At 40.1% G+C, this 17170-nt stretch carries 13 protein-coding genes, 1 pseudogene and 1 riboswitch; of the genes and pseudogenes, 6 read left to right on the top strand and 8 right to left on the bottom strand.

The window, feature by feature from the left end; genetic code table 11:
• Positions 1-2: 2 nt before the first annotated feature.
• A complete protein-coding gene (locus tag ABYD77_RS03945) occupies positions 3-335 on the bottom strand; it encodes a hypothetical protein (protein WP_372767201.1) in 333 nt (110 codons plus the stop codon).
• 68 nt (positions 336-403) lie between these two features.
• On the bottom strand, positions 404-1102 hold the full coding sequence (locus ABYD77_RS03940) for a DUF2982 domain-containing protein (protein ID WP_372767199.1): 699 nt from the start codon (positions 1100-1102) through the stop codon (positions 404-406).
• 229 nt (positions 1103-1331) lie between these two features.
• Between ABYD77_RS03940 and ABYD77_RS03935 the strand changes: the two genes are divergently transcribed.
• Together ABYD77_RS03935 and ABYD77_RS03930 are read left to right on the top strand one after the other, a co-directional pair.
• On the top strand, positions 1332-2393 hold the full coding sequence (locus ABYD77_RS03935) for an efflux RND transporter periplasmic adaptor subunit (protein ID WP_372767197.1): 1062 nt from the start codon (positions 1332-1334) through the stop codon (positions 2391-2393).
• Positions 2390-5479, top strand: coding sequence for an efflux RND transporter permease subunit (locus tag ABYD77_RS03930; protein ID WP_372767195.1), 3090 nt, complete (start codon positions 2390-2392; stop codon positions 5477-5479). Before ABYD77_RS03935 ends, ABYD77_RS03930 begins: the two co-directional genes overlap by 4 nt.
• Before the next feature lie 28 nt (positions 5480-5507).
• Here the strand turns inward: ABYD77_RS03930 and ABYD77_RS03925 are convergent, their stop codons facing one another.
• Entirely contained in the window at positions 5508-6206 is a 699-nt protein-coding gene (locus ABYD77_RS03925) for an SDR family NAD(P)-dependent oxidoreductase (RefSeq protein ID WP_372767193.1), read from the bottom strand.
• Positions 6207-6271: 65 nt separating this feature from the next.
• Here ABYD77_RS03925 and msrA point away from each other — a divergent pair, with 65 nt between their 5' ends.
• Positions 6272-6796, top strand: coding sequence for a peptide-methionine (S)-S-oxide reductase MsrA (msrA, locus tag ABYD77_RS03920; RefSeq protein WP_372767191.1), 525 nt, complete (start codon positions 6272-6274; stop codon positions 6794-6796).
• A 58-nt stretch (positions 6797-6854) separates the two neighbouring features.
• Here msrA and ABYD77_RS03915 read toward each other — a convergent pair whose 3' ends face one another.
• Positions 6855-8765: a TonB-dependent receptor domain-containing protein gene (locus ABYD77_RS03915; protein WP_372767189.1), complete on the bottom strand. Its 1911-nt coding sequence runs from the start codon at positions 8763-8765 to the stop codon at positions 6855-6857.
• 33 nt (positions 8766-8798) lie between these two features.
• A riboswitch (cobalamin riboswitch) is annotated at positions 8799-8979 on the bottom strand.
• A gap of 271 nt (positions 8980-9250) precedes the next feature.
• A complete protein-coding gene (locus ABYD77_RS03910) occupies positions 9251-9733 on the bottom strand; it encodes a YajQ family cyclic di-GMP-binding protein (RefSeq protein WP_372767187.1) in 483 nt (160 codons plus the stop codon).
• Between the two features lie 73 nt (positions 9734-9806).
• Here ABYD77_RS03910 and ABYD77_RS03905 point away from each other — a divergent pair, with 73 nt between their 5' ends.
• Positions 9807-10220 carry a VanZ family protein gene (locus ABYD77_RS03905; RefSeq protein ID WP_372767185.1) on the top strand — a complete coding sequence of 138 codons (414 nt, stop codon included), beginning with the start codon at positions 9807-9809 and terminating at the stop codon, positions 10218-10220.
• The gene (locus tag ABYD77_RS03900; protein ID WP_372767183.1) at positions 10189-11100 is read left to right on the top strand and encodes a ketopantoate reductase family protein; all 912 of its coding nucleotides are present in this window, start codon (positions 10189-10191) and stop codon (positions 11098-11100) included. Before ABYD77_RS03905 ends, ABYD77_RS03900 begins: the two co-directional genes overlap by 32 nt.
• Here the strand turns inward: ABYD77_RS03900 and thiI are convergent.
• Positions 11078-12538: a tRNA uracil 4-sulfurtransferase ThiI gene (gene thiI / locus ABYD77_RS03895; RefSeq protein WP_372767181.1), complete on the bottom strand. Its 1461-nt coding sequence runs from the start codon at positions 12536-12538 to the stop codon at positions 11078-11080. The two genes, ABYD77_RS03900 and thiI, sit on opposite strands and share 23 nt — an antisense overlap.
• Before the next feature lie 269 nt (positions 12539-12807).
• On the opposite strand from thiI, the gene ABYD77_RS03890 reads away from it, so the two are divergent.
• On the top strand, positions 12808-15576 hold the full coding sequence (locus ABYD77_RS03890) for a M16 family metallopeptidase (protein ID WP_372767179.1): 2769 nt from the start codon (positions 12808-12810) through the stop codon (positions 15574-15576).
• A gap of 52 nt (positions 15577-15628) precedes the next feature.
• On the opposite strand, the gene rlmB is transcribed toward ABYD77_RS03890, so the two are convergent.
• Positions 15629-16366: a 23S rRNA (guanosine(2251)-2'-O)-methyltransferase RlmB gene (rlmB, locus tag ABYD77_RS03885; RefSeq protein ID WP_372767177.1), complete on the bottom strand. Its 738-nt coding sequence runs from the start codon at positions 16364-16366 to the stop codon at positions 15629-15631.
• A gap of 4 nt (positions 16367-16370) precedes the next feature.
• A pseudogene (locus ABYD77_RS03880) lies at positions 16371-17170 on the bottom strand (RNB domain-containing ribonuclease); the annotation flags it as partial.

The raw sequence follows: 17170 nt of genomic DNA, 5'->3' as shown, positions 1-17170 counted from the left end.
GCTTATAAATAACTTTCTTGATGAACACGCACAAACATTTTTGTGCCAACCTTTGAATAGTCAATTTTGTATTCTCGGTTGTCTAGTGCCTGAATAAAAAGTAGCTGTTTCTCTTCACCAAATACATCCGGTGAACCTATTTGTACTACTTCTACGTAGCGTTCCTTCGCCTCACGACGGTTTCGAGGAACGCTTTCTTTATAGGGTTGCAAACCATCTGCAGTAACACGAATTTTTGGGTGAGCATCGCCATTAATGATGATCAAGTCATATTTTTTTTCTTTATGTATTATCGTGTTACGACCACTTTTAACATATGCTCTTTCAATTGTCATATTCAGTCTTTCCAATGCACCATGGTATGTAAACTGAGTTCTCGCTCAAAAATCACACTCAAAACCAATTATTTCTGGTTGATATTACTATACTTTTCTATCGTTTTCTCGGGGTCTCGTAGCCAATGTTGTAATAAATTTTCAAATTCATCAACTGAACGATCAAAATAATTATAGGATATCAAGAAGTGATAACCAAAAAGCGTGTCGAAATGCTCTAAACGATGAGTCAACATAGCAAGCAAACCGTAAGTGTTAAATTTATCTTGATATTTACTTTCTTCGATTAACCAATCATCTGGCACATTTCCTGTTGGCCACATTATTTTTATACCAGCCATAAGCCAATTACGCTGCTCCATTATCAGCTTAAAAGCTAACCTTGGTGGCATACGCTTTATCAAAGGCGCTAAGGATTTGAGTTTTAATCCCAAACAAGGTAACTCTAAAAATTGATCACCGTTTGCAATCTGTACTTGACCCACTGCTAGAATATTCTTACGTGCAATGCGTACTTTGCCATAACGATGATAAAACACTAAACCATTCTTACTTAAAACTAAATTGTATCTAGGCTCTGAAAGCTTAAAATAGCCAATCAGCATGGAAAAGAGTGCAGCGATAATCACCGCAAAATCAAATAACGTGATTGGGTCAGGTTTAAATTTAACCACCAGCAATACAGCGACTAAAACGATTGCACCTGCAACTAAAAATTCGCCACCATATTTATGAGCAGTTGCTGATACTTTAATGCGTTTTGTCATCTTAAAGTTAAATCCAGAAGGTAAAATAGGCAAAACCCATTAAAATTGCCCAAATTAGCATTGCTCTTATTTGCCTGCAATAGGGACAGTTTTTACTTTTCTTTTTCATAATTTCTACTTAACAACTGAAAAAAACACGTTTAATTCACAATATTATACGATACCTCGCGCGCACAAGTTCTAAACTGTCTAGTAGAATAGTAAGTCCTAAATACTTGCGAGAATTGCCATGTACGCGAAACAATCTGGTAAAGCCTTATTTCCTTTAATTAGTATTATTTTATTTGGCTTATGTACTTATTTATACCTGCCAGAATCACAAGGGCAACAAAATAAACGAGAGACCAAAGCAACACCGGTTCAAGCACATACAGTGTCGACTAGTCGCCAAGCAAATATGATTGAATCTCTTGGTACTGCGCGAGCAAATCAGGCAATAACTCTTGTGAGCGCGCAGTCTGATTATATTAAAGATATCCATTTTGATGACGGTGATAAAGTTCAAAAAGGGCAATTATTGATTGAGCTGCAAGATGCTGAAGAAAAAACCCGTGTAGAAGAACTCGAAATTCTCTTAAAAGAAGAAAACCGTAAATTAAAGCGCTTACAACAACTAGCAAAAACGCAAGCGACTGCACGCTCAGCGCTTGATGAGCAAGAGGCAAGCTTTGAAGCGACTAAAACGCAACTCGCAAGCGCAAAAATTAAACTTTCAGAGATGAAACTTTACGCCCCTTTTAGTGGTACGTTAGGTCTACGTAATGTATCTAAAGGTACTTTTGTAAACTCTAGCACTGAAATTACCACACTTGATGATACCAGTATTATCAAAACTGATTTTAACGTGCCTGAAAAATACTTAGCACAACTATCTATCGATATGACAGTAACGGCTACAAGCCCTGCATACCCAACAATTACTTTTAGCGGAAAAGTATCGCATATCGCAAGTCGTATTGATTCTGCGACTCGTAGTGTAAAAATCACCGCTAGTTTTGATAACAAAGATAATGCGTTACGTACCGGTATGTTGCTTTACACCCTGTTAGAATTAAGTGCTGAAAACACTTTGATGGTGCCTGAAAAGTCACTTATACCTCAACAAGACAAACACTTTGTTTATGTAATTAATAAAGACAAAATTGAAAAACGCCAAGTAGTCATTGGTATACGTCGTGGTGGATGGGTTGCCATTGGCAGAGGTTTAACGGAAGGCGAAGTAGTTGTTACTGAAGGTATAATAAAAGTAAGACCTGGTAGCCTAGTTAGCGTGAAGGAGATGCTGAAATGATTCTAACCGACGTTTCAGTTAAAAAGCCGGTTTTTGCTACTGTAATTAACTTACTGTTACTTACCTTTGGTTTGGTGGCTTTCTCAATGCTGCCACTTCGAGAATACCCAGATATTGACACGCCTATTGTGTCAGTTAGCACCAGCTACACTGGCGCATCATCTGAAGTCATCGAAACCAAAATCACCCAAGTACTGGAAAACCGAATTTCCGGTATTGAAGGTGTAAAAAGCATTAACTCTTCTAGCCGTAATGGTCGCTCAAATATCACGATTGAATTTAATATCGACCGTGATATTGATGCCGCGGCCAACGATGTACGCGAACGTGTCTCACGCGCACTCGATAGCTTACCTGAGCAAGTGCGCCCACCAGAAGTATCTAAATCCGACAGCGATGAAAGCCCAATTGCATGGTTTGTTCTTAACAGTACTTCAATGAACTCGTTGCAACTGTCTGATTATGCACAGCGCTATATTGTCGACAGACTTGCCGTAGTTGATGGCGTTGCAAATGTCAGACTCGGTGGTCAACGCGAATATTCAATGAAGGTTTGGTTAAACCGTGATGCGATGGCGGCAAAAGGCGTAACAGCTGATGAAATAGAACGTGTTCTTCGTCAAGAAAACGTAGAGTTACCGGCAGGTGAGATTGAGTCAGTTGACCGTGACTTTACTGTACGTATTGCACGCAGCTATAAATCGCAAGATGACTTCCAAAATCTCGTAATTAAACGAGGTGATAATGGTTACCTTGTACGCTTAAAAGAAATCGCCGACGTGCGATTAGAAGCGGTTGATGAAGAAAATCTATTCCGTGGTAACGGTAAAGATATGATTGGCCTTGGCGTGATTAAACAAGCTAAAGCTAACACCCTAACCGTGGTTGAAAAAGCGCGCGAAGAAATTGAAAAAATTAAGCGTTCTTTACCTGAGGGTACAACCATTCAAGACAGCTATGATTCATCAATTTTTATTCGCGAATCAATTACAGAAGTATACCGCACCTTAGCAATTGCAATGGCTCTTGTTGTTGCTGTGATATTTTTATTTTTAGGCAGTGTACGCGCAACCATAATTCCTGCAATTACGGTACCTGTAGCGTTAATTGGCAGCTTTACCTTTTTGTATGGTATGGGTTATTCAATCAACCTACTTACCTTACTGGCACTGGTACTTGCTATTGGTTTAGTTGTGGATGATGCCATTGTAATGCTTGAAAACATTCACCGCCGAATTGAATTAGGCGAGCCTCCACTGCTTGCCGCATATCGCGGTGCGCGCGAAGTTGGCTTTGCGATTGTTGCAACAACCTTGGTACTCGTTGCCGTGTTTGTCCCATTAGTTTTCATGGAAGGACGAATCGGCAGTTTATTTACTGAGTTTGCTATGGCGACCAGTGCTGCGGTGATTTTCTCAAGTGTAACGGCGTTAACTTTATCCCCTGCACTATGTTCAAAAATTCTTAAACCAAACGAAAAAGAATCTGCTTTTAGCCATAAAATTGATGCGCTGTTTAGCAAGGTAGAAAATGGCTATGAAAAGCTACTACGAAATAATGTAGCCAGCTCTAAGAGCATGCTTCTGCTGCTTATTTTTGCAGGTCTTGCTAGTTACTTAATCTTTAAGCAATTACCCTCTGAGCTTACGCCAAAAGAAGACCGTGGCACCTTCTTCATTATGATGAATGGCCCTGAAGGTGCAAGCTATGAAAATAATGCAAAAAACATGGCGCAAATCGAAGATAAATTAATGCCTTATCAAGAAAGCGGTGAGTTAAGCCGTGTGCTTATTCGCGTTCCAGGTTGGGGCGGCCGAGGTGGTGTTGCCATTGTTGGTATGGCTGATTGGGATGAGCGAAAACGCGATACTTGGCAAGTGATGGGCGAAATTAGTGGAAAGCTTACCGATGTAACAGACGTGCGAGCATTTGCCATTATGCGCTCAGGTATTGGTGGTCGTGGCAATAGCCGCCCTGTAGAATTTGTGCTGCAAGGTAATAGCTACGAAGAACTCGTTAGCTGGCGCGATCGCATTTTAGAACGTGCTCGTGAAAACAAAGGGCTTGTTCGTCTTGATCACGATTACAAAGAAACCTTCCCACAATTCTTAGTAAGCATTGATAAAAATAAAGCGGCCGATCTTGGTATTAGCGTGTCGCAAATTGGCCGCACATTAGAGTCAATGTTAGGTCAGCGCCGCGTTACTACGTTTATTGACCGCGGTGAAGAATATGATGTGATTTTAAAAGGTACCAAGGCTGACTTTTCCGATCCAAAAAATATTTCATCGATTTACCTAAAATCACGTAGCAATGACTTAGTACCGCTAGATAGCCTTATTACTATTGGCGAACAAGCAACCGCAGCGCGTTTAAATCGTTACAACCGTATGCGAGCGATTACCATTAGTGCCAACTTAGCACCAGGTTACTCACTTGCTGAAGCGCTGGATTTCTTGAATGACGTTGCAATGGAAGAAAACGATATTGAAGGGGCAATAGATTACAAAGGCGAATCACAGATGTTCTATGAAGGCGCATCTGCAATGACCTATGTATTTATTTTAGCGCTAACAGTAACCTTCTTAGTTTTAGCTGCACAATTCGAAAGCTTTGTGCACCCATTAGTGATTATGCTTACAGTACCACTCGGTTTAGTTGGTGCCCTTTCAGGGCTATTCTTTACTAATTCCAGCCTCAACATTTATAGCCAAATTGGTATTGTAATGTTGATAGGATTAAGTGCCAAAAATGGTATTTTAATTGTGGAATTTGCCAACCAACTGCGCGATAAAGGTGTCGCTTTTACCGAGGCATTAATTAGTGCATCGAAACAGCGCCTACGCCCAATTATTATGACGTCTTTAACAACAGTAATGAGCTCGGTTCCACTGGTGTTGGCGTCAGGCCCGGGTTCTGAAAGCCGTATGGTAATTGGTATTGTGATTTTAACCGGTGTGGTGGTAGCCACTTTGCTAACACTGTTTGTCATTCCAAGTGCGTATTACATGCTGGCACGCAATACGCAATCACCAGAAGCAACAGAAAAAGAAATTTCTGAACAGGCAAATAAACACCCGCTTTAATTTTACAATGTGGTAGCTTAATCCTAAACTACCACTCTATTTCTTGCCCATCCCAAGCTAAAAATCGTCCGCTATCTTTTACATTCACTTGTGACATTAAACGAATTAAACATTCCGCACTAAACTCGGCAGTAAATAGTTTGTTTGCTGGTACATTGCGCTGAAATGGCTTTGATAAATTGGTATCTGTGGTGCCGGGATGAAAGGCAAAAACACACATTTCCTTGTTGCGTCTGGCAAGTTCTACACTGGCTGTTTTAATTGCCATATTTAGTGCAGCTTTTGCCATCCTGTAGCTATACCAACCACCTAAACGGTTATCGCTAATGCTGCCTACACGAGCTGATAAAAAAGCGAGTTTGCAGTTAGCGGCTAATCGTTTTTGCAAGTGCACTAAATAGGTTAAAGGTGCAAATGCATTGGCATGCATTAATGCCATCGCCGACTCAACACGCCACTGCGAAAGGTTTTTCTCTGGTTGAATGTCATCTTGATGAAGCATACCTAAACAACAAAATACCCAATCGAACTGGATTGATAGGGTCGCAAGGCAACTCGCTACTTGCTCTTCACTGTGATCTTCGACCAACATCACATTAAAACGCTTATCGTTAACTAACGACTTATTGCTGGTAATAATGGTAATGCTGTGCTGTTTATCTTGATAAAGTTGCTCAGCAACAGCAAGGCCAATGCCACCCGCCCCAATAATTAAACTTTTTTTCATCTTGCCGTCCCTTGTCTGTCTGTCATAATCTGTACGAAACTAAAAACCAAATAGATTAAACAATAATGCAAACAGCAATTTTGGGTGGCGGCTGCTTTTGGTGTATTGACGCCGCATTTCGTCGTTTAAAAGGAGTACATTCTGTCACTTCGGGTTACAGCGGCGGTTATATTGACAATCCGAACTATCAAGATATTTGTACTGGCTTATCGGGTCATGCTGAGGTGGTAAAAATTGAGTTTAATGAACAAGTAATTAGCTACTCAACATTGCTACAAATCTTTTTTGATTTGCACGATCCAACACAACTTAACCGCCAAGGTAACGATGTTGGCACGCAATACCGTAGCGTTATCTTTTATTTAGATGAAATACAAAAGCTGGCAAGCTTAAAAATGTTAGCAAGCCAACAAGCTCTGTTTGCAAATAAAGTGGTTACTCAACTATGCCCCGCTGAGCGTTTTTATGATGCAGAAACATATCACCAGGATTATTACAGTGATAACCCTAATCAGCCTTATTGCAGTATTATGATTGGCCCTAAATTAGCTAAGTTCTCAGCTAACTATGCGACATTACTAGCGCAATAAAAAAAGCCGCTTATAGCGGCTTTTAAATTACGAAATAAATAAACGTTAAATCGCGCGATTAAAAATCGTAGGTGATACCAACGTACAGCTGGCGACCAATTTCATTGTAGTGAAAGAACTCATCATTCACCCAATCACCATTGATATCAACGCCATAACCTTGGCTTGGAATATATTCTTTATCAAATAGATTTTCTACACGTGCAGTAACGATTAAGTTTTCTTGTAACATAAAGTTAGCTGCTAAATCCCACAAAACATGCGACGGAATTTTGTTTATTAAGGTGGATTTTTGCTCTGATTGGTAAGCAACACTTAATGTAACATCAAAGCCTTGCCATTGTTTTGCAATGCTGTAACGCACATTCTCATTTGATACAAATGGTAAATCGCTATAACGCTCAAGAGCCTCAGGTGAGTTATCAACCTTTTGCGCATCGATATAACTTAAGTTAAGCGTGTTATCAAAACCATAAAATGCAAAGTGAGTGGTTAACTCAACACCTTCATAACGCGCCTCAGCAATATTAAATGGCGACCAACGCCATGGGTTATCAGCTGTTGGAGCAGGTGCCCATGCAATTTTATTAGTTAACTCATTACGGAAAACTGCAACATCAACACTGGCATGTTCAAAATCAATACGTAAACCCAGTTCGCGGTTTAATGATGTTTCCGCTTCAAGTGCAGCATTGCCTGAACCTGGATAATATAAATCATTAAACGTTGGCGCTTTAAAACCAGTGCTTTGACTTAAACGTAAAACTGCATTTTCATGAAGATAGTAACCGCCAGCAAGGTTATATGTTTGCTCTGAGCCAACTTCTTCATAGTCGTCGTGGCGAATAGCTAGGTTAGCAAGGAATGTGTTGTCATCAAAAAATGCACCGGCAAATATAGCATATGCGTCACGGCTTGTTTCATCATAAAGATTTGTTGTATCAATTTTATCCTGATGCCAATTTAGGCCAGCGTTAAAATCAATATGGTCTGAAAATTCAAACGTAGTAAGGTAGTCTAGCTGCACGCGTTCCGTTGCAAAACGAGAATCTTCACCCGTACCAAAGCTATCATCTTGCTCTTGGCTAAATGACGCATCTACTTTATGGCTAAATGCACCCACTTGCTTAAACCAATTAGCATTCACATGATAATTTTCATACTCGGTTTTATCCGCTGTAGACGCTTGGTAGTCGTAGTAATTATCAAATTCTACTTCACCAGTAGAGTACTGTGCTAATAACCCAAATTGACCTAGCAATTCATTATTATGAGTTAGGTTTACACCAAGGTTAAGGTTATCGTAGCCGTCTTGGTCTGGATCGGCGAAGTTTGTTGCATCATTTTCTAATACATCAAAACCTTCTGTTCGCTCATAGCCTGCATTAAGTGCAACATCAACATACTCAGTTGAAAAACGTGATGTTCCTTCTAAGTTAGCGTAGCTATTTGAGCCAGATGTAAATGCAATACTGCTCCCTTGCGCCTTACGCGTAATAATATTAATTACGCCAGCCAAAGCATCAGAGCCATATTGTGCTGCGCGTGAACCTTTAACTACTTCAATACGCTCAACTGAGTTTAGTGGTAAAGTTGATAAACTTTTATACCCTAAAGTGGCTGAGCCTACACGTACACCGTCAATTAACACTAACGAGTAACGAGATTCCAATCCACGTACAAATAAACTGGCATTTTGCCCTTGCCCACCATTACGGTTTACTTGAATGCCCGCTTGTGTTTCTAACAAACTAAGAACGTCACGCACATTTAATTGCTCAATTTGAGCGCGGTCAATCACTTGCACACTGGCAAGGGTTTGATCAATTGATTGCTCAAGTTTATTCGCTGTTACAACAATGGTTTCGATATCGTGCTTTGCATGTTCATTTGAAACTGTGTTTGCTAAAGCGTATGAAGAAGACAAGGCAAGGCTAAGCGCCAAACCTAACTTAGATTTGTAATACATATTATCCCCTTGTGCCCACCGCACAATGTTAATAGTTAGCATAAACCAACTGGCCGGTCTCCGGGCTGAGCATTTTGCTTACGAATACAAAACACATCACCGTTGCGGGGGCAGCGCTGGATTTAATAAGCCTCATGCTTACACACCAACTTCCCGATTATCCGTTTGTTTTTAAGCTCACCTTCATCATGAAACCAATAACAAAAAAATCAACGGCACCAATAGGCTATAAATTTAGGCGCGTATTGTGGAGGGGATGGATATAAATGTCAATTTTAGATGTCTAAACTGCCAAAATAGAAGTTTACATTTAACGATAAATTTTATTTCCTAAAGTCATCGAAGTTTTGAGAAAAGTAGCTCATTTTAATAACGGAGATTGCAACGATTAAAACTTATGACGGCTTTTTCAACTGTTTCAATAATAAAAAAAGAGCCACATATGTGGCTCTTTTTTATTCAAATTTAATTAATCGCTGATGATGTTAATCGCGGAAGTTTTTAAACTGAAACGGTTGCCCTAAATCAGCTTCTCTCACAAGTTGCATAATCGCTTGTAAGTCATCGCGTTTTTTACCGGTAACGCGCACTTCCTCACCTTGAATCGCCGCTTGCACTTTGACTTTTGAGTCTTTAATTAGCTTAATAATTTTTTTAGAGATATCTTTTTCAATACCTTGTTTAATAATGACTTGCTGTGAGTAAGTTTTACCTGTGTGAACTACGTCTTTAAGCTCAAAGCTTTTCACATCTAAACCGCGTTTAACTGCTTTAGCTGCAAGAATATCGAACATCTGATTAAGCTGAAAATCAGAGTCCGCTTTCATTGTGATAATTTCTTTAGCGAATTCAAATGAGGCTTCTACCCCTCTAAAATCATAACGTGTATCTAATTCACGATTTGAATTATCAACCGCGTTTTTTGCTTCAGTCATTTCTACTTCAGAAACGATATCAAATGAAGGCATTATCTATCTCCGTAATTTGCTATTGATGCGATTATAAAGCGCATATTTAAACTTACAAATTTTTCATATTGTCGTGCACTTCTATTTGTTATACTCGGCTCACATGTTTTTGAGGAAGTTTGGTGTGAGTCGTCGTATTTATCAGGTGTTATTTTTAGTCATTATCATAGCCTGCAGTCTGCTTTTCTTTAAAGAAGTTAAGTCTTCAGTTACGAGTATTACTCACATTGATAAAGTTGCCCATTTCGGTGTTTTCTTTGTGTTAACAGGCTTTTTAAAACGCGCATTTAAAGCACCATTTTGGTTATACATTCTAATTTTGGCAGCCTATGGTGCTGGTGTAGAATACGTACAAGGCACGATCCCGCATAGAGAAGCCTCTTTGGCTGATTTTATTGCTGATGTTGCAGGTATTGTGAGTTATTTAGTTGTAAGTCACTTCTGGCATAAACGCTATGAAAAATCAAAGCACAGCGAACAAGCCTAAGCTTCATATTGTTGGTCATGGCGCAATTGGTTTATTGCTTGCGTATTATTTGCGCCTATGTTTCGATATTACGCTTATTGTTCGAAACAAAAAAAAACACAATGAAACAGTAATTTTTACAGATCATAATAATTCGCTTTGTCAATTTACGGTAAATACGGTCACCAGCGACGAAGTGGAGCATATTGAACAACTCATCATTCCAACTAAATCACACCAAGTCGATACTGTTTTAGATTCCCTTAAAGACAAACTGTGCACCACTTCAACCGTTATCCTCTGCCATAATGGTATGCCCAACCTTGAGTTGATACAGCAAAAGCTTGCCAAGCAACAGGTGTTTTTTCTTACCACCAGCATGGCGGCTCTTAAACGCGCAGATTTTGCTGTAGAACATACTGGCTTTGGTGCTAGTTTTATTGGTGCGTTGAACGCTAATAGCCAAAAAACACAAACAATAGAGTGCCTGTTAAATGCCTTGCCCAATATCACTACCGAGCAAAATATTAGCGCCTTGCTATGGCAAAAACTGATTATTAATATTGCGATAAATCCATTAACTGCAGTACATCAAGTTAAAAATGGCGCGCTTGTATCGCCGCAGTATGCTAGCGATATTTTTGGGCTAGTAAATGAAGCGGTGTTTATAGCCAATAAAGAAGATGTGGAAATTTCACTAAGTGCAGCGCTTGAAAGTACCTACCGTGTGATGCGGGCAACATCGCAAAACTATTCATCAATGAATCGTGATGTGTATAAACAGCAGCAAACCGAAATCGATAGTATTTGTGGCTATATCCATAAAAAAGGGGCTGAATATTGCTACCCAACCCCATTTAACTCTCGCTTTTTAACGCTTATTCAGGGCGATATACCTTAACGTTAGTGTAGCCTTCTTCATGCAAAATTAGCGCTTGTAATTGGCTCATTACGCCTTTTTTACAGTATAAATAGTACTCTTCACCTTTTGGTAAATCACCAAATTGTGTCGCTAATCTATAAAACGGCAAGTGTTTTACTTCTATACCTTCCAGCTCTAACGGATCACTGTCTTCTTCTTCAGGCGAGCGAATATCAATCACAATCGCACCCTTTGGCAATTCAGCAGCCGATTCAGCTTCTTTAACTTCTTCTTTGGTTTCTGCTTCAATCTCTTTAATACACATAATGCGTGCATTATTTACAACTGTATCAAGCACATCAAAGTCAAAGTTTGCTTCTTCTGCAATAATCTTATCAAGCTTGGCTTTTACCGTTGGTTTTTTAGAAATAACACCGCAGAATTCAGGCATTGCTTCAGCCATTTCAGAGGTGCCAATTTTGCGTGCAATATCGATAATTTCTTGTTTATCGTGTTGAATTAACGGACGTAAAATTAAAGTTTCTGTAACGCGGTCAATCACGTTTAAGTTTGCCAATGTTTGGCTCGACACCTGACCTAAGCTTTCACCAGTTACTAACGCATCAATCCCGAGCTTTTGTGCAATCGTACTACCAGCACGCATCATCATACGCTTGAGTACTACACCCATTTGGCTGTTTTCGATGTTTTCTAAAATTTCAGCAACAACAGGCTCGAAGTCAACTTTAATAAATTTTACACGATGGGTTGAGCTAAATTGTTTCCATAAGTAATAACTCGCTTGCTTAACGCCAATCTCGTGAGTTGCACCACCTAAGTTAAAGAATAAGAAGTGAGTACGCGCACCTTTTCGCATCATTAAGTAGCTTGCTACACCAGAATCAAAACCGCCCGACATTAAACTTAATACATCTTCTTGGGTAGGAAGCGGGAAGCCACCTAAGCCTAAATGAGTTTCTTTGATAACGTAAGCAAATTCGTTTTTAACTTCAATTTTTACTGTGATTTCAGGTTTTTGTAGTTTTACCTGAGCGCCCTCAATATTTTGGTTTAAGCCTCCACCCACGTAACGCTCAACATCACTTGAGGTAAAGTCATGCTTACCTTGGCGTTTACAGCGTACACAGAACGTTTTGCCTTTTAAACGCTCTTTATTAAGCGTTAAAGCAACCTGATAGATATCATCGAGAGTTTCAAAGGTGGTTTCTTGTACTTCAATAAACTGCACAATACCCGGTACGCGCTGAAGTGCATCAATTAAGCCAAGGCGCGTTGCTTCCTCTTGGCTTTTACACATCACTACGATGTTGTCCCAGTTTTGAATTACTTTCGCATCTTCATGAACACGAATAACCATGTTTTTAACATTCGATGCTAAAAGCTTGGTAAAACGTTTGCGAACCGATTTACTTTTAATCGATATTTCTGGGTGTAATTTAACGATAAACTTGAACATACATCATTCTCAAAGCGACAGTGAATTAACTATTATACCAAGACATGCTTTGTTGTTGAAAGCCCAGTTAAGTACCTTATCTAAAATACATACCTGCACCATTAATATTTACTTACAATTAATTTAGTAACTTCACCTCCCTAAAACGATTGCAATCACTGTTTTTTTATCTGGTTATTTACATCCATTAAAAATAGCTTGTTGAAAATTAAAAACAGTTCATGTTGTATAACTTATCAACACAGTAAATAGTTCTTAAAGGAATAACAATGCAAAAACTTACCCTATCAGCATTAACCGTAGCGGTTTCATTAGCAATTTCAGGATGCAATAGCACAACCACTAATACTGAATCAACAAGCCAAGTTGCCGTTAGCAACTTACCAAGTGTCGATATCAATTATGAAACTTTTACGCTGGATAATGGCTTAACCGTTGTAGTTCACACGGATAAAAAAGCGCCTATTGTTGCGGTAAATGTATGGTACAAAGTAGGTTCAAAGCATGAAAAATTAGGCAAAACAGGATTTGCTCATTTATTTGAGCATCTAATGTTTAACGGTACTGAAAATTACAATGATGAGTATTTTGGTCCATTTGAAAAAGCAGGTGCTACCGAGCAAAATGGTACCACCAATAGTGATCGCACCAACTACTTCCAAAACGTCCCAACAACCGCATTAGATATGGCGCTGTGGATGGAATCTGATCGTATGGGTCATTTACTTGGCGCAGTTACTCAAGAAAAACTCGATGAGCAACGTGGCGTTGTACAAAATGAAAAGCGTCAAGGTGAAGCGCGTCCTTATGGCTCAATGTGGGGAGCTGTAGCCGAAAATACTTTCCCGAAAGGTCACCCATACTCGTGGTCAGTAATTGGCTCTATGGAAGATTTAAATGCGGCATCACTTGATGATGTACATCAGTGGTTTAAAGATTATTATGGCCCGAACAATGCTGTATTAGTGCTGGCTGGTGATATTGATGTGGCAACCGCTAAAGAAAAAGCAAATAAATACTTTGGTGACATTAAACCAGGTAAACCTGTTGCACAAATCGATGCTTGGGTTGCCAAGCGCACTGGCACCAAGCGCATGACCATGCAAGATCGCGTTCCCAACCCTCGCCTATTAAAAGTGTGGAATACCGCCGAGAAAGGCACCGCTGATAGCGAGTATTTATCACTTTTAGCGGATGTATTGGCGGGTGGTAAAAACAGTCGACTATATAAACGTCTTGTCTACCAAGAGCAAAAAGCCTCTATGGTATTTGCTTACAACTACTCACGCGCTATGGCTGGCCAAATTATGATTGGTGCAGATACCTTACCTGGGGTTGATTTAAATGAAGTAGAAGCGATTGTCGATGAGGAGTTAGCAAAATTAATCAACGAAGGTCCTACTCTGGAAGAGCTAAACCGCATTAAATTCTCAAATGCAGCGGGTTGGGTTAAGAATGTTGAAGGTGTTGGTGGTTTTGGCGGTAAATCAGATATTTTAGCCTCAGGCATGGTTTATCATAACGATCCGACTTTCTATAAAAAGCAACAAGCGACACAAAACTCTGCAACCGCAGAAGACCTGATGAAAGCTGGCAAGAAATGGCTAACTGATGGTGATTTTGTACTAACAATTAAGCCTTTTGATAAATTAGCACACTCTGATGTAAGTGCAGATCGCAGCAAAGTACCAAGTGTTAATTCACTACCAGAGTTAAAATTACCAGAGATACAAACTGCACGCTTAGATAATGGCTTAGAAGTCGTACTCGCTCAGCGCTCAGACACACCTAGTATCAATATGGAACTTAACTTTGCTGGTGGCTATGCGGCAACCACAGGTGATAAGGCCGGTCTAGCATTATTTACGATGAAAATGTTGCGTGAAGGAACCAGTGAGCTATCAAGCTTAGAACAGGCTGCTGAATTAGAAAAAATTGGCGCTAGCCTATATTCAGGTGCGAGCTTAGATGATGCTAATTTAAGTTTAAGTGCCCTAAAAGTAAACTGGCAACGCAGTGCTGAGCTATTCTCGCAAGCCTTACTTGACCCAGCATTTTCTGAGCAAGATATAGAACGTGTCCGCAAGTTAACACTTGATGGCATCAAAAAAGAAAAATCAACACCTATGAGCAATGCATTGCGAGAGTTACCTCCTCGTTTATATGGTGATAACCACGCTTACGCTCAACCACTTACTGGTTCTGGTTATGAAAATACCGTACAAGCATTTACTCGTGATGATTTAGTAAACTTTAAATCAACTTGGTTACGCCCAGATAATGCACGTTTAGTTGTGGTTGGTGATATCTCGATGGATGAGTTAACAAGCACTCTTAATAACACTCTGGCAAGTTGGAAAACGCCACGCTCTGCAAAACCTCAGGTGCATTTATCAAATGTGGCTAATGGCAACAAACCAAAAATATACGTACTGGATAAGCCTGATTCACCTCAATCATTAATCGTTGCAGGTTTACTTGGGCCGTCTCGCAGTCAACTGTCAAATGACCAAGATATTAAACTAGATATTATGAATACCATCTTAGGCGGTTCGTTTACTTCTCGTATTAATATGAACCTTCGTGAAGACAAAGGTTGGTCATATGGTGCTCGTTCAGCCATGTTAACAGTAAATGGTCAATCTCCATTCTTTGTTTATGCGCCAGTGCAAACAGACAAAACAAAAGAGTCGATTAACGAAATCTTAAAAGAACTTGATGGCTATACAAATAACAACCCTGCAACTAAGGAAGAATTGACTAAAGTACAAAGCAATAAGGTAGCTAAATTACCAGGCAAGTACGAAAAGAAATGGGCTCTATTAAGCTCATTATCTGAAGCTTATAAGCAGGGTAAAGACGTTACTTACTTAGAGCATTACGGTGAGAAGGTAGAAAGCGTCACATTAAACAATGTTAAACTACAAGCAAAAGAGCTTATCAATAAAGATAAACTAACCTGGGTAATTGTTGGCGATGTAGCCAAAATAAAAGCAGAGTTAGAGTCATTAAAACTTGGTGAAGTAACTTACTTATAGCCAAATTGAGTCAAAAAAGCCGCGTTAATCGCGGCTTTTTTATGCTTAAAAATTAAGCTCTGCGTTGGCGCAATACTTCAAATAAACAAATACCCGTTGCCACCGATACATTTAAGCTTGATACCGTACCCACCATTGGAATTTTTACCAGCTCATCACAATGTTCGCGAGTTAAGCGGCGCATGCCTGAACCTTCAGCTCCCATTACAATTGCCATTGGGCCTGTTAGTTTTGCATCAAAAACTTCAATATCCGTTTCGCCAGCAGTGCCAACTACCCATACACCCATTTCTTTAATATCACGCAGTGTACGCGCAAGGTTTGTTACCTGCACTAGCGGTACGGTTTCAGCCGCGCCACACGCTACTTTACGCGCAGTGCCATTGAGCTTGGCTGATTTATCCTTTGGTACAATAATCGCATCAACACCCGCGGCATCAGCATTACGTAAACAGGCACCTAAGTTATGCGGGTCAGTTACGCCATCAAGTACTAATAAAAACGGCGTATCGCTATTGGCGATGATCTGGTCGAGATCTTTCTCGTTGTACTTTTTACCCTCTTTAACGCGGGCAATAATGCCTTGGTGCTGTTCACCTTTGGCTTTATCATCGAGTGCTTTACGCTGCATAAACTGGATAGACACACCAAACTGACGTGCCAAATTAATAATCGGGTTTAAGCGTTTATCTTCACGGCCTTTAAGCGCGTAAATTTCGATAAAGCGCTCAGGTTCGCTGTTTAAAATTGCTTCCACTGAGTGAAAGCCAAAAATTAATTCGTTACTCATTTAATTAGCTCTTTGCACGTTTTCTTGCATTTTTGCCCGGGCGCTTTTTAGCAGCCGAAGCTTTCGATTTAGTTTTGCTGGCAGATTTTTTACCTGCTTTGCTTTTTTTAGTAGGTTTGCCAGATGGCTTGCCCGATGATTTACCATCAGGTTTTGCTCTACCCTTACCTTTGCCTTTATCAGGAATAGCCCCTGCACGCAGTTGGTCGCGCACACTGGTTGCTTCATTGACAGCTTTTTGTGCACGACGACGTGAATAGCGGTCTTGCCCCGTTTCTTCACCTAGCGTTAAATTAATGCGGCGGTCATCAAGGCTAACAGACGCTACCTGCACATCAATTGGGTCACCCATACGGAAAACTTTGCGGCTATTTTCACCAATTAAACAATGCTTTTTACCATCGAAATGATAGTAGTCGTTACCAAGTGATGTAACATGCACCATACCGTCGATATATAAGTCATTTAAGCGCACAAATAAGCCAAAGTTTGTCACCGATGAAATCACACCGCTGAATACTTCGCCTACGCGGTCTTGCATAAATTCGCACTTAAGCCAATCAGCTACTTCACGGGTTGCATCATCAGCGCGACGTTCAGTCATTGAGCACTGCTCACCTAACTGATCGACCTCATCTTGAATATAGGCATATTCGCCCGAGGTTTTTTGCCCCTGTTCTTTTCAGATTGCTTTAATTGCGCGATGCACAACTAAGTCAGGGTAACGGCGAATTGGCGATGTAAAGTGTGCATAGGCACTTAACGCCAGGCCAAAGTGACCAATATTATCAGCCTGATACACCG

Source organism: Pseudoalteromonas sp. (assembly GCF_041629635.1).
Classification (GTDB): domain Bacteria; phylum Pseudomonadota; class Gammaproteobacteria; order Enterobacterales; family Alteromonadaceae; genus Pseudoalteromonas.
The sequence above is the reverse complement of the archived record's forward strand: the minus strand, read 5'-3'. Positions and strand labels throughout refer to the sequence as shown.